General features: G+C 51.3%; 21 protein-coding genes and 1 rRNA gene. 3 read left to right on the forward strand and 19 right to left on the reverse strand.

Annotated features, from left to right (window positions below; genetic code table 11):
* The 6 genes from AC50Y3_RS22595 to AC50Y3_RS22620 all read right to left on the reverse strand — a co-directional run.
* Positions 1 to 305, reverse strand: a 16S ribosomal RNA gene (locus tag AC50Y3_RS22595); the annotation flags it as partial.
* Between the two features lie 364 nt (positions 306 to 669).
* The gene (locus AC50Y3_RS22600; protein ID WP_494820987.1) at positions 670 to 2,115 is read right to left on the reverse strand and encodes a nicotinate phosphoribosyltransferase; all 1,446 of its coding nucleotides are present in this window, start codon (positions 2,113 to 2,115) and stop codon (positions 670 to 672) included.
* Positions 2,116 to 2,121: 6 nt separating this feature from the next.
* Entirely contained in the window at positions 2,122 to 2,958 is an 837-nt protein-coding gene (nadE, locus tag AC50Y3_RS22605) for an NAD(+) synthase (protein ID WP_494820988.1), read from the reverse strand.
* Positions 2,959 to 3,007: 49 nt separating this feature from the next.
* Positions 3,008 to 3,562 (reverse strand): cysteine hydrolase family protein, encoded by a 555-nt coding sequence (locus AC50Y3_RS22610; RefSeq protein WP_494821244.1) that lies wholly within the window; start codon positions 3,560 to 3,562, stop codon positions 3,008 to 3,010.
* A 77-nt stretch (positions 3,563 to 3,639) separates the two neighbouring features.
* Entirely contained in the window at positions 3,640 to 4,428 is a 789-nt protein-coding gene (locus tag AC50Y3_RS22615) for an NUDIX domain-containing protein (protein WP_494820989.1), read from the reverse strand.
* A 78-nt stretch (positions 4,429 to 4,506) separates the two neighbouring features.
* Positions 4,507 to 5,676: an NHL repeat-containing protein gene (locus AC50Y3_RS22620; protein WP_494820990.1), complete on the reverse strand. Its 1,170-nt coding sequence runs from the start codon at positions 5,674 to 5,676 to the stop codon at positions 4,507 to 4,509.
* Positions 5,677 to 5,838: 162 nt separating this feature from the next.
* On the opposite strand from AC50Y3_RS22620, the gene uraA reads away from it, so the two are divergent.
* Positions 5,839 to 7,110 (forward strand): uracil permease, encoded by a 1,272-nt coding sequence (gene uraA, locus AC50Y3_RS22625; RefSeq protein ID WP_494820991.1) that lies wholly within the window; start codon positions 5,839 to 5,841, stop codon positions 7,108 to 7,110.
* Between the two features lie 167 nt (positions 7,111 to 7,277).
* Here the strand turns inward: uraA and AC50Y3_RS22630 are convergent, their stop codons facing one another.
* The 12 genes from AC50Y3_RS22630 to AC50Y3_RS22685 all read right to left on the reverse strand — a co-directional run bounded on the left by AC50Y3_RS22630 (position 7,278) and on the right by AC50Y3_RS22685 (position 23,421).
* Positions 7,278 to 8,084 (reverse strand): enoyl-CoA hydratase/isomerase family protein, encoded by an 807-nt coding sequence (locus tag AC50Y3_RS22630; RefSeq protein WP_494820992.1) that lies wholly within the window; start codon positions 8,082 to 8,084, stop codon positions 7,278 to 7,280.
* Between the two features lie 30 nt (positions 8,085 to 8,114).
* The gene (locus tag AC50Y3_RS22635) at positions 8,115 to 9,659 is read right to left on the reverse strand and encodes an acyl-CoA carboxylase subunit beta (protein ID WP_494820993.1); all 1,545 of its coding nucleotides are present in this window, start codon (positions 9,657 to 9,659) and stop codon (positions 8,115 to 8,117) included.
* A gap of 139 nt (positions 9,660 to 9,798) precedes the next feature.
* A complete protein-coding gene (locus AC50Y3_RS22640) occupies positions 9,799 to 10,938 on the reverse strand; it encodes an acyl-CoA dehydrogenase (RefSeq protein ID WP_494820994.1) in 1,140 nt (379 codons plus the stop codon).
* A 21-nt stretch (positions 10,939 to 10,959) separates the two neighbouring features.
* The gene (locus AC50Y3_RS22645; protein ID WP_494820995.1) at positions 10,960 to 11,367 is read right to left on the reverse strand and encodes an AtuA-related protein; all 408 of its coding nucleotides are present in this window, start codon (positions 11,365 to 11,367) and stop codon (positions 10,960 to 10,962) included.
* A 5-nt stretch (positions 11,368 to 11,372) separates the two neighbouring features.
* Positions 11,373 to 12,740 (reverse strand): acyclic terpene utilization AtuA family protein, encoded by a 1,368-nt coding sequence (locus AC50Y3_RS22650; RefSeq protein WP_494820996.1) that lies wholly within the window; start codon positions 12,738 to 12,740, stop codon positions 11,373 to 11,375.
* A gap of 175 nt (positions 12,741 to 12,915) precedes the next feature.
* A complete protein-coding gene (locus AC50Y3_RS22655; RefSeq protein WP_494820997.1) occupies positions 12,916 to 17,115 on the reverse strand; it encodes a choice-of-anchor I family protein in 4,200 nt (1,399 codons plus the stop codon).
* 184 nt (positions 17,116 to 17,299) lie between these two features.
* On the reverse strand, positions 17,300 to 17,584 hold the full coding sequence (locus AC50Y3_RS22660; RefSeq protein WP_494820998.1) for a hypothetical protein: 285 nt from the start codon (positions 17,582 to 17,584) through the stop codon (positions 17,300 to 17,302).
* 227 nt (positions 17,585 to 17,811) lie between these two features.
* On the reverse strand, positions 17,812 to 18,243 hold the full coding sequence (locus AC50Y3_RS22665; RefSeq protein ID WP_494820999.1) for an SRPBCC family protein: 432 nt from the start codon (positions 18,241 to 18,243) through the stop codon (positions 17,812 to 17,814).
* 84 nt (positions 18,244 to 18,327) lie between these two features.
* On the reverse strand, positions 18,328 to 19,332 hold the full coding sequence (locus AC50Y3_RS22670; protein WP_494821000.1) for a LysM peptidoglycan-binding domain-containing protein: 1,005 nt from the start codon (positions 19,330 to 19,332) through the stop codon (positions 18,328 to 18,330).
* A 283-nt stretch (positions 19,333 to 19,615) separates the two neighbouring features.
* Entirely contained in the window at positions 19,616 to 20,767 is a 1,152-nt protein-coding gene (locus AC50Y3_RS22675) for a dienelactone hydrolase family protein (protein WP_494821001.1), read from the reverse strand.
* A 20-nt stretch (positions 20,768 to 20,787) separates the two neighbouring features.
* Positions 20,788 to 21,939 (reverse strand): MFS transporter, encoded by a 1,152-nt coding sequence (locus AC50Y3_RS22680; protein WP_494821002.1) that lies wholly within the window; start codon positions 21,937 to 21,939, stop codon positions 20,788 to 20,790.
* Between the two features lie 477 nt (positions 21,940 to 22,416).
* Positions 22,417 to 23,421, reverse strand: coding sequence for a protoglobin domain-containing protein (locus tag AC50Y3_RS22685; protein WP_494821003.1), 1,005 nt, complete (start codon positions 23,419 to 23,421; stop codon positions 22,417 to 22,419).
* 215 nt (positions 23,422 to 23,636) lie between these two features.
* Here AC50Y3_RS22685 and AC50Y3_RS22690 point away from each other — a divergent pair, with 215 nt between their 5' ends.
* Together AC50Y3_RS22690 and AC50Y3_RS22695 are read left to right on the forward strand one after the other, a co-directional pair.
* Positions 23,637 to 24,290 (forward strand): response regulator, encoded by a 654-nt coding sequence (locus tag AC50Y3_RS22690; protein WP_494821004.1) that lies wholly within the window; start codon positions 23,637 to 23,639, stop codon positions 24,288 to 24,290.
* Positions 24,283 to 25,392 (forward strand): PAS domain-containing sensor histidine kinase, encoded by a 1,110-nt coding sequence (locus AC50Y3_RS22695; RefSeq protein ID WP_494821005.1) that lies wholly within the window; start codon positions 24,283 to 24,285, stop codon positions 25,390 to 25,392. The genes AC50Y3_RS22690 and AC50Y3_RS22695 overlap by 8 nt, the downstream gene beginning before the upstream one ends.
* 54 nt (positions 25,393 to 25,446) lie before the next feature.
* On the opposite strand, the gene AC50Y3_RS22700 is transcribed toward AC50Y3_RS22695, so the two are convergent.
* Complete coding sequence (locus tag AC50Y3_RS22700) at positions 25,447 to 25,986, reverse strand: YkvA family protein (RefSeq protein WP_494821006.1); 540 nt, start codon at positions 25,984 to 25,986, stop codon at positions 25,447 to 25,449.
* Positions 25,987 to 25,997: the final 11 nt, after the last annotated feature.

Below are 25,997 nucleotides of genomic sequence, written 5' to 3' on the forward strand. Positions count from 1 at the left end.
CCCTCTCAGGTCGGCTATGCATCGTCGCCTTGGTGAGCCGTTACCCCACCAACTAGCTAATGCACCGCAGGCCCATCTGTAAGTGACAGCTTGCACCGTCTTTCCCAATTCGGCCATGCAGCCAAATTGCATATCCGGTATTAGCATCCGTTTCCGAATGTTATCCCGGTCTTACAGGCAGGTTGCCTACGTGTTACTCACCCGTCCGCCGCTAAGCTATCCCCGAAGGAATAACTCCGCTCGACTTGCATGTATTAGGCACGCCGCCAGCGTTCGTCCTGAGCCAGGATCAAACTCTCCATAAAAGTGGTAAGCCCGAAGGCTTGGCCATTTTCAAGAATTCGCTTGTTAGCTCATTCAAAAAACTAGCTTTGCGAAACGTTAATTTCGCGATTTATGACCATTTGACTGGTCGCTCATTGTTCAGTTTTCAAAGAACAAATTTCATGTTCTGGTTTGTTGACCCAGAATCAGATCTTACCATACTTCGAAACATGATTGCAAGCTTTATTTTTCAACTTGTTTTCGTTTCGATCACCGCATCCCGTATCTCTCAGCGGCGGAATTAGAATATATCATGGTTCGACATCATATGGCAAGTCTTTTTTGAAATTAATTTCGAATAGGTAATCCAGAGACGCATCAAGCGCCTCCAGACCGGCAGTAGGACTATCTATAACGCTGTATAAGATCAAGTTTCAATTGCCATGCTTCGACACTAATATTCACGCGATACATCTCCGGATTCAGCTTACGAAGGTATTGGGGCCAGAACAACTTCAGCTGCTCCTCATGATAACTCCGGATTCCCTCAAGGGTAGGCATCGAATATACAAGTTCTCCGGATTGGAATATCGGCTGCAAGAGCGGTACAGCATCATATTCTTTAATGACTTTGTGGATATAAGGATGCAGAGGATCGAACAGCTCTATAGCCTCTCCACGCTTCACGGCTTCCTCATGACGAAGGGCGATATAATCGCCATCAGCCATTCCGGTTTCTCGGTTAATGATGCGGTAAACCTCTTTGATCCCCGGTGTGCTTACTTTCTCGGGATTCCCTGAGATTTTGATAACAGGAATATACTCGCCATCGCAGCCTTCTCGAGCAACAAGCTTATAGACGCCGCCTAACGAAGGCTGGTCGCCGGCCGTTATCAGCTGCGTGCCGACACCCCACACATCGATACGAGCTCCTTGCGCCTTTAGATTGAAAATAATGTTCTCGTCCAAATCATTCGATGCGATGATCTGAACATAAGGGAATCCCGCTTCATCGAGCATATGCCTCGCACGCTGCGATAGATAGGCGAGGTCACCGCTGTCGAGGCGAATCGCGTTCATCCGTTTCCCCTGCTGCTCCAACATACGCGCGATGCGAATGGCATTCGGTACTCCGCTCTTCAGCGTATCGTACGTATCAACCAGCAGCGTCACGTGATCCGGAAGCACTTCCGCATATTTACGGAAGGCCTCCTCTTCTGATTCATGGCCTTGAACCCACGCGTGCGCATGTGTCCCTTTGGTAGGAATACGAAACAGCATTCCCGCTCTTAAGTTGGAAGTAGCATGGAAGCCGGCAACATAAGCAGCCCTAGCTCCCCAAATCGAGGCGTCTGCCTCCTGCGCGCGCCTTGTGCCGAACTCCAGCAAACCATCCCCTCCGGCAACCTGCTTGATCCTCGAAGCTTTGGTAGCGATCAAAGTTTGAAAATTAACGAAGTTCAGCATGGCCGTTTCAATCAGCTGCGCCTCGAACACTCTGGCTTCTATGCGAATCAGCGGCTCATTCGGGAAAATAATCGTGCCCTCCGGAACTGCGTCCAGGTTGCCGGTAAACCGAAAGGCACGAAGCTCCTGCAGGAACGTCTCTTCATAGTTTTCTTCCTGCTCCCCCAAATAAGCAATCTCTTCGTCGCCGAATTTCAGACTCTTTATATAATGGATAACCCGCTCAAGCCCAGCTGCAACCGCATACCCGTTCCCGAAAGGAAGCTTGCGGAAAAACAGTTCAAATACCGCCTTATCATTCAATGTACCGTTCATCCAGTGAGCGTACATCATATTAATTTGATATTTATCCGTATGGAGCGTTAGATTGTCGTAACTCGTCATAGCACCTCACTCCTTCCACCAGTCATCATAAACCGTAACAGGGCCACGACGCTTATGCTCCGTTAATTTGTAACGAGCTTCGATTTTGTCGCTTAATTCGGCAGGTAATGTTTTGCCCTCTAAGTAGTCGTCGAGCTGCTCATAGGTCATACCTAAAGCGACTTCATCGGGAATTCCCGGCTTCAAATCCTCCAGATCCGCGGTTGGTTTCTTCGTATATAAGTGGGCCGGACAATGCAAGGCTTCTAATAAAGCTCTTCCTTGACGTTTATTTAGGCCATAGATTGGCGCCATATCGCAGGCTCCGTCACCGTGCTTCGTGTAAAAGCCCGTTATGGCTTCAGCAGCATGATCCGTCCCCAGCACAAGCAGCCCATAGTGCGCAGCCAAATCGTATTGCGCCTTCATCCGCTCCCGCGCCTTCACATTCCCTTTATGGAAATCGCCCAGCTTATCCCCGGTTGCCGCTTCAAACTGCTCTACAGCCGCATCTACCGCCGGTTTAATATTGATCGCAGTCGAACGAGTCGGCGCAATAAATCGGAGCGCATCCTGGCAATCGTCCTCATCCTTCTGCACACCATATGGCAATCGGACGGCTAGGAAGGTCGCTTGATTCTTGCTGGTTGGATCGGCATTATATTCGTCTACAGCCAGCTGCGCGAGCTTGCCTGCTAATGTGGAATCTTGACCGCCCGAGATGCCAAGAGTGAAACCTTTGGCCCCGGTATGTTGAAGATAGGCTTTCATAAAGCCCACTCTACGCCGGATTTCTTCCTCCGCATCAATCGTCGGTTTCACTTGCAAGTGTTCAATAATTGCTTGCTGCTGCTTATTCACCATAATTCAATCTCTCCTTTATAGGGTTGTGTGATTGCGCAAATTGGGGTGATTAGGTAATCGGCTGATCGCCTGCTACTACTTCCGCTCCGAGCGAATGCTTGAAATGCTGCAACGCCCACTCGTGCCCCTGCTCATTGAAGGTTGCCACGCCATCGGCGTGAACGACGATCTGATAGCCTCTATTGTAAGCATCCACCGCTGTATGCAGCACACAGATGTCCGTACAGACACCGACCAGATGAAGCTCCGTAATCCCTCTTGCCCGAAGCTGCAATTCCAGATCCGTACCGCAAAAGGCGCTGTATCTCGTTTTGTCCATCCAATAGATACGGTCTTTCTCCATCTCATAAAACTCTCGTAGTTTGCCAAACAGCTCCCGTCCTGCCGTACCTCGAATATTGTGCGGAGGGAACAGCTTGTGTTCGGGATGAAGAATATCATGCTCATCATGCAGATCTACGGCCATCACGACATAATCTCCCTGTTCCACAAACTGCTTCGTTATAGCTGTAATTCGGCTCTCTATCTCAATTGCTGGCTGACCGACAGGCAGCTGGCCGTTCACAAAATCAACCGTGTAATCAATGACAACCAATGCTTTCATCATATCCACCTTCCTTATTTGAATGCATGATCTCAAATCATGTCACTATGACAATATCAATGTCGTAAAAAGAATGCCTAGCTGTATATAGACAACTGAGGCACGTAATCCGTAAAGCGATAAAGCTGAGCTGCCCGCTGGGAGTAGCGATTCGACATCTTCGGCTCACCTCGTGAATCCCTACTCTCTTCAATGATGCCTTTGCGGCTTTGCGTCGATGTGATCTTGCGGATAAAATTGCGTTCCACGAACTCCGGTACAACCGCTTCAATGACCTGGTACAGCTCGCCGATCGTGAATTCCTCCGGCAGAAACTCTCTGGCAATTGCCGTGGTCAGCATACTGCGGCGAATATGCCCCAGCGCATCCTGCAAAATCTGCTTATGATCAAATGCCAACTCCATCTCCAGTGCTTCTTGCACCGAAAACAACCGTACATCCGCGGCATCATCGGCAGCTCTGCGATGCTCAAGCGCCCCCTCATGCACCAGCGCGCAGAAAGCATGTGAGATCATCCATCCGCGCGGGTCCCGCCCGGGTTCACTGTAAGCGTTGAAATATTCGATATGAACATTGTCAACGCCGGTTTCTTCTTGCAGTTCCCGCTTCGCGCTCTCGATGATTGTCTCGGTATCTTTCGAAAATCCTCCGGGCAAGGCCCACTGCCCTGCGAACGGCCAGCTTTTGCGCTGAATCAGCAGTACTTCTAACCGGCGGGCGGGGAGCGACTTCTTCACCGTATTGCGCTGTGTTGAAGTAATCGTGAAAATGACAATATCCGCAGGCGCACCATCCGGAGTGCGATAGTTACGCAGGGAATAGGTCTTTGCTTCAGACTCGTTAGCCTCGTCAATGGGTTCAGTCAAGGTGCTTCACCTGCTTTTTGCTTTAATAATGTCATTATGACATTATTAAATAATTTGTCAAGCGGTTTGAAGTAAATGTTATCCATGCGGCAGCAAGTCTATTCGTTCCACATGCAAACCAAGCTTCTCAAGCTGCATCTTGTTCAGGAACAATCGACCGCCGTAATTGCGGCTTGTTGTGATATCCACATCAAGCTCCCCGCCCAAAGCGCGTGTGATATGAAAGCTCCCGACATTCTTACTGACCGTAAGCTGCTCCATCTGCAATTGGAATCGATCTATTAGAGGCCGAATCCACATCCAAGTTTGGTCGCCTTCAAGGAAAGCTACAGGCATATCAATAGCTTGTCCGTTCATATGAATGGTCGCTTCCGATAAGTAAGATTCCGTTACTGCCTCCTCCGGAAGTTGATCAGGCTGTATATCTACGGGAGGTACTATGTTTGGCTTATGTAATTCCAATTGATCTGATTCGGTGCTTCTCAGTTTCTCGTCATTTTGCGGGTCCCTAATAGTCACTGTTCGAATGTTCAGGATATGCGGAATACGGCTAGGCTCGTTATAAGCGAACCAGATGTCGCCCTTGCCTGCATCGAAACCAACCAGTTTCGCTAACAGCAATCTTGTCACGGCGCCGGTGGCCGGATCGATGGAGAGGATTTCATTTTGCTTCGCTTCATTGCTATACACATTCGCCAGAAGCTGATTATCCGATGTCCACCTAACGCCGGAATAAAAGGCCGGGAACGCCATCTTCCGCAGCTTGCCCGACTTGAAATCTTTGATGAGCACGATAAGCTCTTTGTTAAAACCGCCACTAGTAAAGTAATTCGATGAAACGGATAAACCCCACTTCGCATTAGGGGACTTGATATAGTCAATCCGGTGTGTAACATTGTCGCTGGAAGGATCGTAGACAGAATTGATCATAACTGAATTCATATTATCGTCGAGAGAAGCCAGTAAATAAGAACCACTTGTGTTCGCATTCCCCATCCACCAGTATCGCTCCGGAAGCACATGCCAATCTCCGTCCTTGTCCGCAAAGATGATACGATGGTCAAACGTGTATCCGTTCTGTGCATAGATGGGATAGTAGGATCTCCCGGTTGCCTGATCGGCGAAACCGTCATAGTACTGCCACTGCTGAGGCTGGGCCTCAGGCTGCGCTTGTTCGGCTGATACTGAAGCTGTTAACCCAAATAGAGCTGTCACCAATGCGAATGTCGTCCACATGCGGAATTTCATATTTCTATCTCCTCCTTGTTAATCACGCTACTAATGAGCAAGACGCTACAGGAGGAAGAATAGTTGCTCCGTTCTGTTATGCAATTCCTCAATTGGGCCAATTATGATACTATTACGTTTGGCAAAAATCATTATATCCGCCACATCAGGAGGCCATCACCGTTGTCGAAGATCATTCAAGTCCATGAACGGCCGTCACTCGCGGCCAGTATTCCGCTTAGTTTGCAGCATTTATTCGCCATGTTCGGCTCCACCGTGCTCGTCCCGATTCTATTCAAAGTAGATCCTGCAACGATTCTGCTTATGAACGGTATTGGCACGCTGCTCTATCTCTTCATTACGAAATTCAAAATCCCGGCTTATCTGGGATCAAGCTTCGCTTTCCTCTCGCCGGTATTCGTGGTGCTTGAATCTAAAGGAGGTTACTCCGCGGCGCTTGGCGGATTTATTGCAGTTGGACTCATATTCATGCTCGTCTCCTTTATCATTAAGCTGGCCGGCACGCGCTGGATTGACGTGGTGTTCCCGCCGGCGGCAATGGGCGCGATCGTGGCTGTTATCGGCCTTGAGCTTGTGCCGACTGCTGCGCAGATGGCCGGCCTGATCGCCAAGCCGGGTTCCCCGGCCGAATGGTCTCCCGATGCGGCTACCATTACGGTATCTCTCGTCACACTTGGTATCGGCGTTGTCGGTTCCGTGCTGTTCCGCGGATTCATGAAGGTCATACCGATTCTGATCTCCGTTATCGTCGGGTATGCCCTCGCTTCGATCCTTGGGCTGGTCGAAGTAAAAGCAACGATTGACGCTGCTGCATGGTTCAAAGCGCCGACGTTCTATTCACCGACGTTCGACTGGTCCAGCATCGCGATCATTGCGCCGGCAGCCCTCGTCGTTATCGCCGAGCATATCGGCCATTTGATCGTAACAGGCAACATTGTCGAGAAGGATTTGACGAAGGATCCGGGCCTCAGCCGGTCGCTGCTCGGCAATGGCGTATCCACGATTCTATCCGGCTTCGTCGGCTCTACGCCTAATACGACCTATGGCGAAAATATCGGCGTTATGGCAATCAGCCGCGTATATTCCGTATGGGTGGTCGGCGGTGCAGCCATTATCGCGATTGTGCTTTCTTTTATCGGCAAGCTGTCCTCCTTAATCCAAACGGTTCCAGAGGCAGTTATGGGCGGCGTATCGCTGCTGCTCTTCGGTGTTATTGCAGCTTCCGGGATTCGCATGCTGGTTGAAACCAAGGTCGATTATTCAAAACCTGCCAACCTAATGCTGACCACCATTGTGCTTGTCATCGGTTTAAGCGGGGCTACGCTCAAATGGGGGAATTTCGAGCTCAAAGGAATGGCGCTCGCTACGGTTTCCGCCATTGTGCTCAGTTTGTTCTTGAAGATCATTGAAGTGTATAAGCTTGCTGAAGAATAGAAGCAACTCAAAGAAGAGGGCGTCCCGGCGGACGTCCTCTTCTTCATTAATTTAGAATAGTCATGAAATGGGCAACCAGGTGCCTTAGGGCGGCAGCGGGGACGTTGCGGTGAGTGATGATACTGTTACGGTAAGGCAGGGTCAAGCCGCATAAGAAAGTACGGAAATTACTCGCCTGTAAAATGCGGTGGCCGCTTCGCACGGAACGCTTCGAGCGCCTCCAGCCGATCTTTGGTGGGGATGATCGCTTCGTAGGCGGTGGTTTCGTGGGCAAGACCTGACGGGAGGTCCATGTCCAGTCCAAGATCAATGGCCCGCTTAGCTTGATACACGGCGAGCGGGGCGTTGGCGAGCAGTTCTTCTGCCATTGCCGCGCATTGCGATTGCAGTTGTTCTTCGTTCTCTGCGATGTCGGTTAGCAGACCGAGCTTATGCGCTTGTTCGGCTGTGATCCGCCGCGCTGTTAGAATCAGTTCTTTGGCCTTGGCCTGGCCGATCAGCCGCGGCAATCGCTGCGTGCCCCCGGCGCCGGGGATGATGCCGAGGCTAACCTCGGTCAGCCCCAGCCTTGCACTGCTTATGGCGTAGCGGAAATCGCAGCATAGCGCCAGCTCCAGACCGCCGCCGAAGGCGAGGCCGTTGATCTTGGCAATCGTTGGCTGCGGCAGCCGCTCCAGCGCGGCGAACACGGCCTTGCTGCGAACGAGGCGCTGCCGGATTTGCTGCGGATCGGTCAGCAGGCTGCGTTCCTTGAGGTCCGCGCCGGCGCAGAAAGCACGGCCTTCCCCTTCGAGGATGACGACGCGAATGCTGCGGATATCGGAGGCAATGCGATGCAGCTGCTCCTCCAGGGCAATAAGCATCGCTTCGTTAATCGCATTCAAGCTCTCCGGGCGATGGAGTCGGATGTAGCCGATATGCCCTCTTTGCTCCCATAGAAGGGGCTGTTGCGGCTGCGTTGATTCCGTAGTCATGGAGCTGCCCTTCCTCCCTCCATTCTACTGCTAAACCGGATAGACCGGATGTTTGCGCTCAGTGAAGCTGACGGTTTTTGAGCTGTACACCTCAAAGCGCTTGATCAGCTCTCTGCGCAGCGAATGAGCGGGAACGATGCCGTCGATGACCATGTCGGAGGCCAACTGGTAGAGATCGATGTCCTGGCGATATTCCTCGCGTTTGGCGGCGATGAACTCGGAGCGCTGCGGCTCCTGCAGCTCCGCGATCTTGTTGGCATACACGGCGTTGACCGCTGCTTCCGGTCCCATGACGGCGATCTGGGCCGAAGGCAGCGCAAGGCAGCAATCGGGCTCGAAGGCCGGGCCGGCCATGGCATAAAGGCCGGCTCCGTAAGCTTTGCGGACGATGACGGATATCTTCGGCACGGTCGCTTCGGATACGGCGGCGATCATTTTGGCACCATGGCGGATGATGCCCGCCTGCTCCACCGCCGTGCCCACCATGAAACCGGGCACATCGGCAAGAAACAGCAGCGGGATGTGGAACGCATCGCATAAGCTGATGAATTTGGCGGCTTTGTCTGCGGAATCGTGGAACAGAATGCCGCCCTTGGTCTTCGGCTGATTGGCGATAATGCCAACCGGTTTCCCGGCGATTCTAGCTAAGCCCGTGATGAGCTCCCTCGCGAAGAGGCGTTTGATTTCGAAGAAGGAATGCTCATCGATTAAACCCTCGATGAACGGGTACATGTCGAATGGGGTGTACTGGTTATCCGGAATAATGGAATCAAGGGGGACTCTCAGATCTGCTGGCGGACGGGTTTCTTTGGTAGGCGGCTTCTCCGTGAAATTGGGCGGGAAGTAAGCTACGTATTGTCTCGTCAGCGCGATCGCTTCCTCCTCGCTCTTGGCGAGCACATCTCCGCAGCCCGAAACAGAGCAATGCATCCGGGCTCCGCCGAGCTGCTCCAAAGTGGCTTTCTCCCCCGTTACCATCTCTACGATGCGAGGGGATCCGAGGTACATAGATGCATTGCCCTCGACCATGATGACGATATCGCAAAAAGCCGGGATATAGGCGCCGCCTGCTGCCGACGGTCCGAATAGCAGGCATATCTGCGGAATTTTGCCCGACAGCTTCACCTCGTTGTAGAAGATTCGCCCTGCGCCTCGCCGCCCCGGATACATCAGCGCTTGGTCGGTTATCCGAGCCCCGGCCGAATCGACGAGATAAAGCAGCGGTACTCGCAGCTTATCCGCTGTCTCTTGCATCCGAATGATTTTCTCAACGGTACGCGCTCCCCAAGAGCCGGCCTTCACCGTGGAATCATTGGCGATCACGCACACCGCTTTGCCGTGAATTTTACCGATAGCCGTGACAACACCGTCGGCGGGCAGCCCAACCTCGTTACAGCTGGCGAATAAGGCATCCTCGAGCTCGAAGTCCGGATCGAAGAGCAGCTTCAAGCGGTCGCGCACGAAGAGCTTGCCCTGCTCCGCATTCTTCACGTGATATTTGGAGGCGCCGCCCTTCTTGATCTCCTCGATCTGTTCCTGCAGCCGGTCATTCGCCGATTCGTGTTCAGCTTCCATTCTTCTCGGAGCTCCCCTCTGCTGCTGACTCTGCCAAGGTGAAACGGCTGCTGCCGTCCTTTCGGCTGCGCAGCGCGTTTCATTCCGGAGAATTCTAAGCTCATTTATAAAGTGAAACTATAAATTCTTAGAATTCAAGTTAACAGCCGATCTGGGCTGCAATGACGAGACGCTGGATTTCTGAGGTTCCTTCGCCGATCTCGAGCAGCTTGGCATCGCGCATGTAGCGCTCCACCTCGTACTCTTTCATATAACCGTAGCCTCCATGAATCTGGACCGCTTGATCACACACCTTCATGCACATCTCCGTTGCGAACAGCTTCGCCATCGCCGCTTCTTTCTTGAACGGCCTCCCCTGGTCCTTCAGCCATGCAGCCTTATAAACCATCGTACGAGCGAGCTCGATGTTCATCGCCATGTCGGCCAGCTTGAACTGGATGGCCTGAAACGCGCTGAGCGTTCGCCCGAATTGCTTGCGCTGCTTGGCGTAGCGAAGCGATTTATCGTAAGCGCCTTGAGCGATACCGACCCCCATGGCGCCAATCCCAATTCGGCCGCCGTCGAGAACGGCGAGAAATTGCTTGAAACCATTCCCTTCCTTGCCGAGCAAATTGTCCTGTGGCACCGCTACTTCCTCGAGCACAAGCTCGGTTGTGTTTGATGCGTGCAGCCCCATTTTCTCGTATTTGCAGTGGGTGGTGAATCCTGGCGCATCCGTAGGCACGATAAAAGCGCTGATACCGCTCGTTCCCTTCGACCTATCGGTGACAGCAGTAAGCGCGAGGTTGCGTGCATAGCTCGCATTGGTGATGAAGCATTTGGAGCCGCTGATGATCCACTGATCCCCGGCCCGTACCGCAGTTGTGCGGGTTCCGCCCGCATCCGATCCGGCATCCGGTTCGGTTAATCCAAACGAGCCAAGATACTCACCTCTGCATAGCGGGGTTAAAAAAGCAGCTTTCTGCTCTTCTGTGCCGAACAGTGCGAGCGGTGCTCCTCCGAGCGACACATGCGCGGAGTAGGTGATGCCCGTTGATGCGCATACTCGGCTGAGCTCTTCCACTACGATCGCGAAGCTGATCGTATCCGCCCCGCCTCCTCCGTATTGCTCGGGAAAAGGAAGACCCATCAAGCCGAGCTTGGCAAGCTTCTCGAAAACATCTACCGGAAACATGCCGGAGCGATCCCGATCCACGGCCCCCGGCGCCACCTCCGCATCTGCAAAATCATGAATCAAATCCCGAATCATCGCCTGCTCTTCCGTTAAGTCGAAGTTCATCGCAAGCAACCCCTCTTCTGCTTAAGTCGTGGTGGCGGATGGCGGCAAAGCATCATTGGCGTCGGCCTGCGTCTGCTCCTCATTACCGTTATCAACGTCGGCGCCGTCGTCCACTTCAATTTCCAGCCGTAACAGATTAGCCGCATAACACTTGCCAAGGTTATCCATCCGAAGCGTGGCGGAGCCGCCTCCGCCAAGTGCGGCGCGGCATACATAATTCATGGCCAGCAGATTCGGCACTACATAACGGATCACTTCCCCCTCAATCATGCCGGCAAAATGCGCCTTTACAAGGTCGGAGGTCAGCTCCCTCTTCAACAACTCGAACGCAGCCGCATCGGGTGCGAACACGGCAATGTTGATCGTATTGCCCTTGTCGCCGGATCGGGCCTGCACCAAATGACGAAGCTGCTTGCGTATACGCGCCATGCCGGCTACACCTCCACAACCGTCACTTGCACACCTTGCTCGATGAGCCCGCGCTGAACAAGACATGACCACATGCCGAGCAGCTCGCGCGGCTTCATCACGCCCAGGAATGCGCCCATCGCAGGTGGCCCGCTCAGCATGAGCGGCGGAACGAGCCGGCCCAGTTTAGCCGCATCGTCTCTGCTCTTCGTCCGCATCGCTAAGCGCACATAAATTTCGTTCAGCTCATCCTGCTGCGGCTTCCTCGCGAGCGGCCCATGTAAAGAGTTGTAACCCAGATAATCCGTACGAATTTCTTCGTATAGTAGACCGATCCGATCAATATGACTGCGAACAATCCGATCGGCGGTCTGCGCCTTGGCGAGTGCATCCGGCCACGAATAACCCCAGATCGCCTGCCCGAGCCAGCCATCGGCATAACCCATCACGACCTTGAGCGTATCCGGACGTTTCGAGCCGCGCGCACCGGAGACATGAACCTTATTCGAGCCGACGTCATGCAGCGTAACCCCCATTAGATCTAACACAACATCGGGTGTGACGTACGCAGCCGGGTCATGGATTTCATAGAGCAGCTGTTCCTTGACCGTAGCCACAGAGACGCGTCCGCCGGTCCCATCCGTCTTGGTCAGCGTGAACGTGAGATCCTCACCTACTTCCGCAATCGGAAAACCAATATGCTCGAGCTCCTCTACCGCCTGCCAGTCCCCGCTGAAGTTGCCGCCCGACGCTTGCCCGGAGCATTCCAGAAGATGCCCCATCAGCACGCCTTGCGCCAATCGATCCCAATCATCCGGCTCAATAGCGAATTCATAAATCAACGGCGCCAGAAATAACGCCGAGTCCGTCGTTCGGCCTGTTAGGATCACGTCCGCCCCTTGCCGAAGCGCCTTCACAATCGGTTCTGCACCTAAGTAGGCATTAGCGAAGACGATACGATCCCGGATCGTGCTTATATCTCGGCCATCCTCCATGTGGGAAAGCGCAGCACCTTGGCTGATGAACGCAGGCAGCTGCGAGCGGACATCATCCCCGGTTACGACGGCTACCCGGAGTCCCGTCAAACCTAACTCTCGCGCGATTCGCTCGGTTTCCTGCATCGCCCCGAGCGGATTCATGCCTCCCGCGTTCGTGATGATGCGAATCCCTTGCTCCTTCGCTATCGGAAGCAGCTCCTTCATCGTGCGGCCAATATCCGCGGCGTAGCCTCGGGTCGGATCCCGCTGCCGATCCTTCTGCAGGATGGCAAGCGTGAGCTCAGCCAAGCTGTCAAAGCAGAGATACTGCACCTTCCCCCGCTTAGCCGTCTCGATGGCGGGCAGAATGGAATCGCCATAGAATCCCTGTCCCGCTCCTATACGTATCGTTTTCATGCGAACCCCCTTTCGATAATCGCAATCGATCGCGAGGTACCTTCGTTCACGAAATGAAACATAACGTGTAATAGTATCATTATCATTGTATGGCGGGCAAAAGTAGGCTAGACATATAAACAAATACCCCGAGCATGGCATTCAGCCATCTCGGGGTATTGTCGCACGCAATCCATTAAGGATTCATGAGTCCTTGGAACAGTATGCTGATCATCTTCGCAGTCTCTTCACGCGTAGCAAATTGCTGCGGATCGAAGCTGCTTCCTGCACCGGCAGATGCTCTGCCGTTAATAATGCCTGCTTGCTGAACGGCCGAAACGGCTTCTTTCGCATAGGCCGAGATATTCGCCTCATCTGCGAACGTGACACTTGGCACTGTTTTCGGAAGCGTGTAATGCAAGGTTGCTGCAAGACGAGCAATCATTGCCACCATTTGCTCTCTTGTAATCGGAGCATTGGGATTGAATAAGCCTTCTGCTGCACCGCTTGTAATGCCGGTTGCCGCCGCCCATTCCACGGACTGCGCATAATAAGCATCTGCGCTTACATCGCTAAACTTACTTCCTTGGTAAGCCGTGAGGTCGACCCCTGCTACCCGGGCCAGAATCAACGTAAAGTCGGCTCTTGTCACTTGCTTCTTAGGAGCAAAGCTTCCGCCGCCTACACCTTCCATAATCTCTCTTGCCGACAAGTAAGTAATTTGGTCCTTCGCGAAGCTGGATGCCGTATCGTTATACTTCACGTTGTTGCTTGCGATCGCATACGTCGAGAAGTGGGTCACCGAGAAGATTAATTGCCCTGTTGCCTTGTCATACTTTGCATTAGGCAGCAGCTCGATTGTTCCATTCTCAGCAATATAGTAAGCGATAATGGCATTGGCATCTTCGCCTGCGCTTAGCACATACGGAATACTGATATTCACGATACCGCCTGCAAAATCAGATACCTTCTTCCCATCTGCCACTACACTAAAATCATACACAGGATGCGAGCCAATAGCCTCAGCTACTGCAGCTTGATTGTCCTTCGTACGAGTAGCCAATTCCGAAGCTGTAACCTTCGCAACGGAAACTGTTACATTCCCTGTGCTTGCATTATTCGCTACTGTGGACATCGCTTTCTTATCCAGCTGTACCTGTCCAAGGCCCGATTGAATGACCAGTGCATCCGCGCCGCTGCCGGAGATCTTATCCATTGCCGCTGAAGAGAAGGTAACGGCCGTCTCCTTTGCACCGGCATCTGCTGTTGCTTTGAACGCAACGATGTCTTTCACGCTTGGAGGATTTGAAGTCGTCAGCTTGGACAAGACTTCCTCGACTTGCTTATCCGTAACTACCGCTGTCGCTTTGCCCGAAGCGTCCGTGACTGCTTTCACTTCAGTCGTCACTTTGGTTCCATCCACAATGGGTCCGGTTGCTGGTGGCGTGGTTGGGCCCGTAACCGGATTACTTGGCGTGCTATCTGCATTCGCAACGGTAACCTTTGCTTCCGCTAAACCATAACCATCTGCACTTAGTGCCGTTATGACAGCAGTACCGGCTTTAATAGGTGAGACTTTACCGGTTCCATCTACCGTGGCAACCGTTGCATCCGAAGAAGACCAAGTCACTGTCGAAGCACCGTCACCAAATGGAACTACCGTTGCTTCAAGCTGCGAAGTCGAACCGCCAACCTTAAGTGAAATATCCTTCGCATTCAATGTAACTTTGTCTACATTCAGTTGATACACCGTAATCGTACCGCCTACTTCATTCGCTACCAGAAGAAGCGGCATTCCGCTCGGACTTGCTGTTGCAGGTATAAACTCGAGACCCTCCGGGCCGATATCGCCTTGCAACGGATTGCTCGGGTCATCCGGCGTCTCAAAGTTGCGTGTATTCGTATAATTAACAAAAGCAGGGGTCAGCGGGTTTGTCACATCATAGGTCATGATGCCGCCCACACGCTCGAGGCCGATGAATGCCAAGGCTTTGCTGCCCACCTTGCCTACTTTCACATACTCCGGCTCTGGGCCTTTCTTAGGGCTTCGTTTATCGAAAGCAATCTCCTTATGGTCGGAGTTGAAATACTTCGGAAGACGCTGCGCTGTTATTTTCTCAAAATCATTCTTGCTGTCAAAGACAGGCTCTAAGCTGTCCGCATGCCAAATGGAGAATGAGCGCCCGCCATACAAGTAGACGCCGTCCGGTCCCATATCGCTTGGTACCTCTACGCCGTCATATGGCGTTTTGCCATTTACCGTTTTGCCGGCTAAGAACTGAGCTGCATCCGATGCAGGGTTCAATCCGGCTTTCAAGCTGCCGATCGTAGCGATATTGGTTCTCCCCGGCCACTCCGTCGCATCCCCTTCATTGGCTGTGAACAAATACGTTTCGCCGCCATCGGTATAGGTATCGATGCCATCCGGCATAAACATGCCTTTGAACGGAACGTTCTCGAACTTGATCTTGCTGTCCTTCACCAAATCGAGGGAGTTACCTTCCGCATTCAAATCCTTGTAGCCAAGTCCGGTAACCGCAGTCACTGTTCCACTTGCAATATCGATAGTCGCAATCGCGTTATTCTCTTGCAAGGAAACATAGGCTGTTTGCTCGTCATCAGACAGCGCGATATATTCCGGCTCCAGATCATACTTAGCTGCTTCTTTCGATGCAGCCGGTCCGGTAATGAGACCCGCCTCGTTTGCAGTCCCGCGAAGATGAACCAGATCATCGATGACGCTGACATCGTCGAATTTCACGTGTTTCGTCACGTTGTTCACACGATCGACGATTGTCACGCTGCCTTCCGGATCAGCGCCGGCCAGACGCGGCTCGGCCTCATCGGCTGTTAATACGTAACGGCCGTCATGCGTAACCTTGATCATATCCGGTTGTACGCCTGCCTCGTAGGAGGTGACATACTTGCCGTCGTAATCAAACACGAGAATCGCTCCGTTGTCGGTATGCGTATACTCTTGAATAGCTGCATAAACCAAATCGTTCTTCATGTCGATATCGACACTCGTAAAGTCACCGTACTCAAAGCCTGGGAGGTGGTCGTGGACGACCTCTTCAATGTTGATCGGAGTCGCATTCGGTACCGGTTTTCCGTTGCTATCCAAGGACACGATATCCATTGTCGCATAAGGCTCATTGGATCCATTCACGGAATAGAACTTCTGATTCTCCGGGTTGTACTTCACAATCTCCGCAACGCCGCCATCCTCATTCGGTGCACCGGCGATAAAGGAGCCCAGCTTCGTCATTGTCAATGTATCGAGAATTGCCTGGTTGACATGAAGGACATAGGATTTGCTCGTGGACTGCGGAGTAGATGCACTGTCCGTAATTGAAACTTCTACGTTGTTAATCGCAGGCGCGTCTGCGGCCAGGGTTCCGGTAATGAATCCTGTAACCCCATCAATCGCGAGACCTGCAGGCAATCCCGTAGCGCTGAAGTGATAAGGAGCTTTCCCGCCTGTCACACTGATCGCAGCCGTGTATGCTTGCGTTGCTGTCGCATCGGCAAGCTCATTAGTGGAAACGACAAGAGGTGTCGGAGCGAATCCCCACTCGCCATCATTTGCGCTTCTAGGGCTATAAGTGGTTATGTCCGTTGGCATGGTCATGGACCCGTACGTAATTTGAACAAAATCGTTCTTGTTATTATCACTGTCCGCAAAATTAACACGTCTTAGCGACATGTTCTTTGAAGTACCGCCTGTCGTGCCTGCGACTCCGGTACCGACTGCTGGGCCGGTAGGGTATGCCGCCTCATAACCGCTAATTTCACTTCCATTATCGTTACTGCCTGTGCCGAGCATATCTACATAACCCGCAGGCTTATTCACGAACGGGTTCACCGATACATCTTTATCCAGCAAATCCTGATTGCTCATCAGAACGAGCTTCATCCCTTTGTTCTGGAGCGTACGAGGAAAATTAAGATCGAAATCGCCGTCCGCAATCGTAACCTTGGTTGCAGGAAGCGTCGTCGCGTTAGCACGGATCAGATACGAAGCGTGTGCAGCGATCGTCCCTGTCAGATTCAGCTTTTCCCAAACGCCTGTTGCACCGGTAGTGGTTTTCGTAGCTTCACCGCGATCGGCATATTGAATGGACCATGTGCTGAGATCCACATTTGAATCAGTCGGATTGTACAACTCAATAAAGCCATGGGTTACGGCCGCACCGTCCGTTGAAATGCCTGCCCCATAATACTGATTGATGATTACATGCGGAACCTGGACGCTGTACACCCCGTTCGCGTCGTACGGCGTTCCTTGACTAACAGCTGGATCGGCTGAAGCAGGTAGTACGCCGGCCATCAAACTTGCGGCAAGCTCTGTTGAAAGCAGCAAGGCCAATAGCTGTTTATTTCTCTTCTTCAACATGTCTTCACTCCTATATATGGATTGTCCTAGAAATTATAGGGGAGAAATGTGAAGCATCTATTAATGCGAAATGGATATTTTGTAAATGATAGGTAAAAAAATAACCCCGCCAACTCAGGAGCAAGCCTGAATTCCGCGTGGTTATTGACTTTCATACATTTATTCAATTGGAAAAAACGTGCGACTATTTACTTGATTCCTTAGTCGCCTTATCCAGCATATCGTTCCAATTCGCGAATTGGGTCTCTCTGGCTACATGGCGATCAAACAGCTCGTCGGGAATATTACGAATGTCCTCGTGTGTTTCCACTTGGAAATTACCCTTCTCCAGAAACTCCGAAAAGCTCTTCATACCGGAGTACTTCCCCATGAAGGAATCGTTAAACAAGCGATCAAACGACAAATGCTCCGGATCTTCCTGAATGTTCTTCTGTCCTTGCAATTCCTTTAGCAACTCATCAAATGGCATTGGCTTATGCTTTCTCAGACGCTCACCCCTAAAATATTTTTATCAATAGTATAACCATGACGGTACTGATTTCTTCCTGTTTATTCAAGCTCAGTATATGTGAAAGTCAGACACGGCACACTGCTACTCTACCCAGTATACAAAAGGTACCCCTAGTTTGAACACCTTTTTTAAAAGTGTCCTGTCTAAGAGTACCCATTCTAAGCTATTTGGCAAGTCGATAATTTCTATTCTTCGTTAACGGATTCTGCGTATTTCTTAAAGTTATCCATGATCGCCTGCCAGCCTGCTTGCTGCATCTCGACCGCATTCATCGTTTCCGTCTCGAACGTTTCGATGACTTTCGTCTCGTTGTCTTGGCTAATGAACGAAATCGTTACTTCTCTGCCATCGCCTAATGTATAAGCAATCGCCTCGTTGATCACGACTTCATCATAGACGCCGCCAAATTCAAATTCAAAGCTGCCATCCTTCGCAGCCATCTTGGAAGAGAATGATCCGCCAACTCGTAAATCGTTCTCGGAGAATGGCGTGTGCCAGTCATCAGATGCAGCATTCCATTTCGTAATATGTGCCGGCTCGGTCCAGTATTTCCAAACTTTCTCAACGGGTAAATGTACAACTGTTTGCACGGTTACTTTTTCAGAACCTGTTCCCATTTCCAAGACCGCCTCTACTCGTATAGTAACTGCTAACAAGCACATTCTACCAGAACATTCATTCTTCCTCAACGCCTCGCCTAACTACGCGTGAATCTTCACTTTCGTGCCTGTCGGGACGGTGCTGAACAACCATTCTACATCCTTATTCAGCATCCGAATGCAGCCGGCGCTGGCATTTGTTCCGATCGAAGAAGGGGCATTCGTACCATGAATACCGTATTTCGTTCCTTGCGTATTCGGCACGCTCAGCCCCAGCCAGCGGCTGCCCAGCGGGTTCTTCGGGTCACCGCCCGGGATTTCTTTGGCCATGTACCACGGATTCTTGATCTTCGTAATAATCTCGAAGCTGCCGGTCGGCGTCGAACCCTTCTTCCTTCCGCTCGCGATATCAAAGCTCTTCTCCACGGCTCCACCCGCGAAGACATATAACTTATTTCGCGTAATGTCGATCTCAATGGAGACTAACTTGCCGGAAGTGGAAGTGGCAGTAGAGGTCGGGGGAGTCACCACGGTAGTCTCTTCCGGAGCCGCGACACCAGCGCAATCCTCAATCGAGTAGAACGGATTCGGAATTTGTACAATTTGACCTGCTTTAATTGAACCGGACGATCCGTCGATCCCATTCACCTTGGCAATCATTTGCTGATAGTCCTGCACTTTAAAATATTTGGTCGATAAGCTAAACAATGTATCGCCCTTCTGAACCGTATATTTCAGTTCGCCTGAAGGCAGTGGAACGCGCAGCGCCTTAGCTGCTTTCAAGTCCGTATCCGCATCCGATATGTGATTGTAAGCCATCAACGCGTTCATATAGTAGCCGCGGTTGAAATACTGATTCGTAATCGCATACAAGGTATCGCCCTGCTTGACCGTATATTGATCCAGAACCAGCGGGTTCGACAACGTGACCGCCGTGCCTGCTTTCAAGCTCACCTTCGGATCCAACCCATTCGTTCTCGCAACCTGCACATAATCGCCGGTTAGATAAAACTTCTTCGCGATGCTGTATAACGTATCGCCAGGCTTTATGTTGTACGAAACGCTGCTAAAGGCTGCTTTCTCTGTGTATCCCTGCGCGTTCGTCATTACGGGATAGCTTGTACATAAGACCACCAACAACACTATACTTAAGACCCACTTCGATTGCCTACTCAACGATGATCACACCTTCTGCCGGAATAATTTGCGGCTCAGATGATTCGTCATCGTTCGTCAGGAATCCTTTTTATTTCATGTCGATTTTTGAAAAATAATCCAATCGTAGGAGACCGAAGAAAAAGAGCGGTCGCAGTGGGTTCTTGAGGACCAAGATCATCCTCCTTTTACCCGGTTTTCGAAGAGGGATAAAGTCCCAGCTCATCAAAGAGGCTTAGAGTGCCATTTCGTCACGCATGAGCCATTGATCCAACCACCGGAACGCATCCTCTTGCATCTCATTATCGAACTTATGAGGCCCGGGGTAGAACATGCCGCGATAATGATCTGCAGTTCCCATTTTCTCATAAATCGCCTTTAGCTTCCGGTCGCTCTCTTCTTGCCCTTCAATGGTCCATAAAGGATCGTCAATATCGTATTGCACCATTACGGCACCCGGTCCGTTTAATGAAAGGATGTCCGGCATATCCAAATAGGAGGATAAATGTGGGACATGCATCATCCAGGTATGCCGCTGAATGCGATGGGCCACGACTTCACGGTTGGTAGACATGAACCCTATACATACCGCGCATTTGATTCGGTCATCCAACCCTGCAAGGTAAATCGTTCTTAGGCCGCCTCCGGACAATCCGCCGCAGCCGATTCGATCGCCGTCCACCTCAGGCCGCGTTAACAAATAATCGACAGCCCGCCGATCCTCATAGGCCATGATTCCCGTCCACGTGGTACCTGCCAGAAATAACGATTTGGCTACCATCGATTCATATTCACCCGCAAACTGATTGTAGGCTTCAATATAAGCTCTGGAGCCGGGCTCTGCATTTCTTAGAGGCTGCACATATTCTTCCGGCACGCTATCTGCGTCCAGCTTCCTTGATCCCCATAGGAAAACATCAGGCACAAACACAACATAGCCCCGTTTAGCCAGCTTCGTCGCCCATGAGCTGCCCTCATAGGCTGCCTGCTTGAATTCCTTCATGATTTCAAGCTCATCATCGAGCTCCACCAGTTTCTCTTTGCCGAAGTACTTGAACCCTCCATGGTCATGAAGAGCCACGACAGCCGGAAGCTTCCCTGTTCGTTCAGACGGATACAGCAGAATGCCTTCCGTTCTTGGGCCGAACGGCTGATCGTAACTAACATGCTCCACGACTAGACCATCCTTCACATACGAGCGGTCCACTGATGATTGCATGGGACACGGATCAGCTTGATAGGACAGCAGCTCCATCACCTTCGTCCTTGCCTTCGTTCGCCAGCTATCAATGTCATCCCCCTCATAGGCTAGAAAAGAAAGCGGAAACGAACATTTCTCCATCGCATTCATAGCTAGTGGTAAATAATTGCCCATTAGACTTTTCATGTGGAATTCTCCTTTCAAATTTAGGCAGCCTTGATTCTATTAAAGATCCTTAGCAGCGGCACAGATAACAACAGCGAGGCAGCTCCCGCTAAGATGAAGGGCATCGAAATCATACCCGTAGCCAAGTAGCCTGCTATGGAGATTGCTCCTCCGCCTTTGAGCGCAACCTCTCTGGAAACGAGGCATCCGGGCAGGTTATGCGTTCTTTTGCTTTCTTGGACAAAGTTAGCGAAAATCGGAATGGTGAAGAACGGCACTAGAAACCCGCCTGCCGCGGACAAGGTAAACACACTAATCGGCGCCATTGCATACGGTCTTATCATCCAGATGATTGCATAAGCAAACAATGGCAGAAGTGCCGGCAGCAGCCATTTGCGAACATCCGTCAATTTGCCAATGACTAAGTTAGCGCCTAATACGCCAAATTGAATAAATACGGCAACAAAACCGACATCGATAAAAGCTGCGGAGACGGTGTACACATACAGCGACCAGAAGATGTCAGCTGTATCGCTGAAGCCTGACAATACAGATGAAACCACATAAATCCGAATGGCGGCTATAGAAGACTGAGGAGGCTCGTCCGTCGTTGCCTCGGCAATAGGAAGGGGCATTAATGGAGCCTCTTCCTTATTGCTGAGATAAGAAACTAGCAGCACGACAATGGATACCACGAAGAAGGTAATCGCGATCGTCGATACGGCTTCAATCCCGAAATAAGTCAGAACGATGCCGCTAATGCCGGGTCCGATGATTTTGCCCGCAACAGATGCGGCGCGGAAGCGGCCCGTAGCTTTCCCGACTGCCTTGCCGGCTGACGCTGCGAACAGGTAGTTCAAGGGAACCCAGTAGAACGCATTGGCACAGGCCGTAGATGCGATCAACCCGTATAAGAGCAGGCTGCCATGTCCCGCAACTAATAAATACTGAGTGGCCAGCACGGGAATAAGTCGAAGCAAAATGAAGACAACCGGCTTTGCCGTCATGTAACGGCCTACCATCATATTGAGCAGGGACTGCAAAACATAATAGCCGCCCAAGTAGATAGCTGCATAACCGATCGAGCCCAGCTCTTTGTAAATGAAGATTGGGACAAATACTTTGAGCAAGCTGTCAGCAAGCTCGTTCATCACTCTGTGGATCAGCAGAATCTTGGGGTTAACGGTTCTCATGTGATTCTCTCCGATGCGCATACAATCTATCTATACGGTTATTATAAGGAACCTTATTCCGGTTTAATAGATCATGCATGCAATAAAAAAAAAGGAGGCACAGGGTTTATCCCTGTGCCTCCGGTATTGTTTTGAAATATGGGACTATTTCGGTGCTGAACCTTCGCATTCCTCATTCGGCGAGACCCTAACGAACCGGAGTGGCGTCAATTTGCCGATTTTCCGATCCGCGAGATTCTAACGAACCGTAGAGGTCTTATTTGGCCGAATATCCGGTCTCCGAAATTCTAACGAACTATAGAGGTCTTATTTCGGGAAAAGCGGCTCCAAAACACCTCTAAACCTTCAAATAGCGTCCCTACGATGCGTTAGAATTTTTTTGAGGTTATTTGGGGGCAAATAAGACCCGTACGGTTCGTTAACGCACTCGGGTAGCTCGCACACCGCAAGTGGCTAGCGTAAGCGTTCACTCCTACACTAGGCGTGGTTCAATGCATCAAGCTCAGCCGTTACGGATTCGATCATCGTGACGAAAGCTGCAAGCTCCTGCGAGCTGGCGGCTTGGTCGCGTGCGATTTTGACCGTTTCATCGCTGCCGCTCTGTACCTCACCTAATAGTTTACCGATAATGGACAGCTTCTCTTGAATGGTTTTCAACGATTCCTTCGAGTGACTGGCCAGCTTACGGATCTCGTTCGCCACGACCTCGAAACCCCGCCCGCTGTCGCCCGCACGTGCTGCCTCAATTGCTGCGTTCAAGCCGAGCAGGTGGGTCTGATCGGAGATTTCCCGAATCATGGCCCCCATGAGGTGGATCTCCTTCACCTCAGCTTGCAGCACTTCCACGTTTCGGTGTGCCTTCTCTTGAAGCGCTGCGGTAAACGAAGCGGATGCCGCAACCGATTGCGTGCTGCTTCCCAGTTCAACCATCATCGAAGCTAACTCCTGTACAGCCGAGCTGATTTTCTGAAGCATCTGCTGCCTTTCATCGGCCATCCGCTGGATGATCGCCTTTTCGTCCGTTTCATAGGCTTCCAAGACGAGCTGCGAGTCGAAATTAAACATTTTGCTGAGCGCGAAAATAATCGCCGTCCACTGTTCCGGAGCAGCAGCTTGCATGTGTTTCGTTGCAATATCGAGATACAGCATGTAGGTGCCGAGGTACCAGGTCGTCGTCAATCCGATTCGGGAATGCACATTGCCGATAAACAGGCGCCGCTTGATGAACTCTTCATCGATTCGGCCTTCCGTCATCGATTGAAAATACCAAATTTGCGTCCCCTTCAACCGGTCGACTGTGCTGTGTTTATTAATAATCTCAACCAACTCCGGCTGTTTGAGTACGCGGTCATATAATTCGTCCACGACGGAATTCGTAATTTGATTAAATATGCCGGCTTGCGATTGCAGTAATTGAAGATCCTCTTCCGTAATGCCTATGTAATCGATCTGTTTTCTTCGTTCAGCGCTGACTTGGATCATCGTGATCACTCCTCTTCAATTCCATTAATTGTAGCGATTCGCGCCACTACCGTATATCGGGAACTTCCCTGATCTATCGGCTTAAAAACCCTGATGCCTCCCTGCTGAAAACCCCGGCATGGCGCTAAGGTTCATTTTTGGACAGCAACTTGGTAAGATGAGAGGATTGAGGACTAGTCTAGTTAATAGAGAGAAGCCAGAGGGAGGAACCTCTTATGATTCGTATAGTCATCGTAGACGATCATGTCGTTGTTCGGTCGGGATTGCGATCGCTGTTGGATAGCAAGCATGACATGTGTATCGTCGGTGATGCAGCAGACGGGGATGAAGCCATTCGCCTCGCACAGGAACTGAAGCCGGATGTGGTGTTAATGGATCTAAGCATGCCTCACGGCAAAGACGGCATGACCGCAACGCGAGAGTTGAAGGCGCTTCTGCCGGAAACCTATGTCCTTATTCTTACGATGCATGACGACGGCGAATATTTATTCCGAGCGATTCATGCCGGCGCCTCCGGTTATATTTTGAAAAGCGCTCCGTACGAAGAGTTAATTACCGCGATCCAGTCGATTGCCGATGGGAACGCCTACCTATATCCGACCGCTACGAAACGACTGATGAATGAGTATTTGGAGAAGCTGCGTCAGGGTGAGAATACGGGGAGCTATGCCTCATTGTCTGACCGTGAGCAGGAAGTGTTGGTCGGGATCGCCAAGGGCTTCTCCAATAAAGAGCTCGCCGAACAGCTTGTGATCAGTGTCAAAACCATTGAAACGCACAAAAGCAACCTGATGGACAAGCTTGGGCTGCGCACACGGCCGGACTTGGTACGCTATGCCGTGGAGAGAGGACTGTTGAGCTATGAATAGCAGCCAGTCTTATCCGGAGGTCATCGGGCAAAAGGTCCATTCTCTTCTGGCGCGTCTCGACGATCATATTACCGAGCCTGCGTTCCGTGAAGATTTGCATCAAATGCTGAAGCAACTGACGGACGTGAAACTGGCACTCGATGAATCGTCGATCGTGGTCGTTACCGATCGCCACGGGATTATTCAATATGTAAACGATAAGTTTTGCGAGATTTCCCAATATACGCGCGACGAATTGATCGGCAAGGATCACCGGATTATTAACTCAGGGTTTCACGGCAAAGCCTTCTTCGAGGATCTATGGCGGACCATTCAATCCGGTCAGGTGTGGCGCGGAGAGATTAGAAATCGGGCGAAGGACGGCAGTATTTATTGGGTGAACACGACCATCATGCCTTTTGTCGATAACGATGGGCTTCCCTATCAATATTTGGCCATCCGCAACGAGGTTACGCAGCTGAAGAAAGTGGAAGAGGAGCTTCAGGAAATGATGAAGCGCGTTATGCACATTCAGGAGACGGAGCGGCAGCGTTTCTCGCGGGAGCTGCATGACGGCATTGGGCAAAGCTTGTTCGGGCTTGTAATTCAATTGGACCAGCTGATTGGGGAACAACAAATCGATCAATCTGAGCTGTCGACAATTCGGCAGTCAGTATCGACGATTATCGAGGAAGTGCGAAGCCTGGCGTGGGATTTGCGCCCTTCCGTGCTCGATGACTTAGGCGTCATCCCCGCGCTGCGAACGTATATCGATAATTACAAGCAGCATTACGATATTCAAGTCCAATTCACATGCACGTTGCGCACTCGTCTGGACACGCGGATCGAGACTGCTCTGTATCGCATTGTTCAGGAGGCGCTGACTAACGTGGCCAAATACGCCGCGGTGTCCGATGCTGTGGTGGATGTGTCAGAAACAGAGGAGCAAGTTTTCATTCGAATCCTGGATCGTGGGAAAGGTTTCATTTCGAATTTGAACCGGCAGGGCGTTGGACTCTTCAGCATGGAAGAGCGAGCTCGCGGTATTGGCGGTCAGCTTGAAGTGGTTTCAGTTGTGGGGGAAGGGACTACGATTAGCTTGATGGTACCGAAGAGGTTGTAGATTGAGGCTGGCTAAATGAGCAAAGCCCTCTCCATGTAGAGAGGGCTTGCTTGTTTATTCCGCGAAAAACTGCGCAGCCTTTGCACGATGCTCTTCCGTAATATGAATGGTTATCGCTTTATAGGCTATAAATACCGCTGTCCCATCATCTGCAAAACCTGCGACGGGAATAAAGTCAGGGATCACGTCAATCGGAAGTATGAAGTATGCAAGAGCGCTTATCGCTGTTACTTTCGCAGCAGTCGGTGTAGCTGGGTCCGTCGCACAATAGTACATCGATACGGCTTCGTGGGAGAAAGGCACTTTTGCCGCATACTTCTTCACTTTGGACCAGAAGCCCTTGTTCACATAGTTCACTTGCTCTTCATGATTACCAATTCTGGAAATATGCTTGTCTGTTTCGACTTCCTCGATTACAACACCGGATGGAGCTGCCTCTACTGCTGCTGCAATCTCATCATCGGAGAAGGCAGCGGGAATCACATCCTCGTCGACCAGCTGTTCCTTGCAGGAGTCACAAAGAGCAGCTTTCACTTTCAATGCATCTACCTGATTCTTGCGACCACAATTCGAGCACTCAACGATCATTTGCATGGTAGCCCCTC

The organism is Paenibacillus sp. J22R98 (assembly GCF_059383835.1).

Bases quoted from the DNA above. Each gene is read 5' to 3' on its own strand.
- AC50Y3_RS22620 (WP_494820990.1), bottom strand. From the start codon at position 5,676: ATGAAATTCCGCATGTGGACGACATTCGCATTGGTGACAGCTCTATTT.
- AC50Y3_RS22635 (WP_494820993.1), bottom strand. From the start codon at position 9,659: ATGGAAGCTGAACACGAATCGGCGAATGACCGGCTGCAGGAACAGATC.
- AC50Y3_RS22670 (WP_494821000.1), bottom strand. From the start codon at position 19,332: ATGACGAACGCGCAGGGATACACAGAGAAAGCAGCCTTTAGCAGCGTT.
- AC50Y3_RS22650 (WP_494820996.1), bottom strand. From the start codon at position 12,740: ATGAAAACGATACGTATAGGAGCGGGACAGGGATTCTATGGCGATTCC.
- AC50Y3_RS22610 (WP_494821244.1), bottom strand. From the start codon at position 3,562: ATGAAAGCATTGGTTGTCATTGATTACACGGTTGATTTTGTGAACGGC.
- AC50Y3_RS22700 (WP_494821006.1), bottom strand. From the start codon at position 25,986: ATGCAAATGATCGTTGAGTGCTCGAATTGTGGTCGCAAGAATCAGGTA.
- AC50Y3_RS22695 (WP_494821005.1), top strand. From the start codon at position 24,283: ATGAATAGCAGCCAGTCTTATCCGGAGGTCATCGGGCAAAAGGTCCAT.
- AC50Y3_RS22685 (WP_494821003.1), bottom strand. From the start codon at position 23,421: ATGATCCAAGTCAGCGCTGAACGAAGAAAACAGATCGATTACATAGGC.
- AC50Y3_RS22630 (WP_494820992.1), bottom strand. From the start codon at position 8,084: ATGACTACGGAATCAACGCAGCCGCAACAGCCCCTTCTATGGGAGCAA.
- AC50Y3_RS22680 (WP_494821002.1), bottom strand. From the start codon at position 21,939: ATGAGAACCGTTAACCCCAAGATTCTGCTGATCCACAGAGTGATGAAC.
- AC50Y3_RS22640 (WP_494820994.1), bottom strand. From the start codon at position 10,938: ATGAACTTCGACTTAACGGAAGAGCAGGCGATGATTCGGGATTTGATT.
- AC50Y3_RS22645 (WP_494820995.1), bottom strand. From the start codon at position 11,367: ATGGCGCGTATACGCAAGCAGCTTCGTCATTTGGTGCAGGCCCGATCC.
- nadE (WP_494820988.1), bottom strand. From the start codon at position 2,958: ATGGTGAATAAGCAGCAGCAAGCAATTATTGAACACTTGCAAGTGAAA.
- AC50Y3_RS22660 (WP_494820998.1), bottom strand. From the start codon at position 17,584: ATGCCATTTGATGAGTTGCTAAAGGAATTGCAAGGACAGAAGAACATT.
- AC50Y3_RS22655 (WP_494820997.1), bottom strand. From the start codon at position 17,115: ATGTTGAAGAAGAGAAATAAACAGCTATTGGCCTTGCTGCTTTCAACA.
- AC50Y3_RS22600 (WP_494820987.1), bottom strand. From the start codon at position 2,115: ATGACGAGTTACGACAATCTAACGCTCCATACGGATAAATATCAAATT.
- AC50Y3_RS22690 (WP_494821004.1), top strand. From the start codon at position 23,637: ATGATTCGTATAGTCATCGTAGACGATCATGTCGTTGTTCGGTCGGGA.
- AC50Y3_RS22665 (WP_494820999.1), bottom strand. From the start codon at position 18,243: ATGGGAACAGGTTCTGAAAAAGTAACCGTGCAAACAGTTGTACATTTA.
- AC50Y3_RS22675 (WP_494821001.1), bottom strand. From the start codon at position 20,767: ATGAAAAGTCTAATGGGCAATTATTTACCACTAGCTATGAATGCGATG.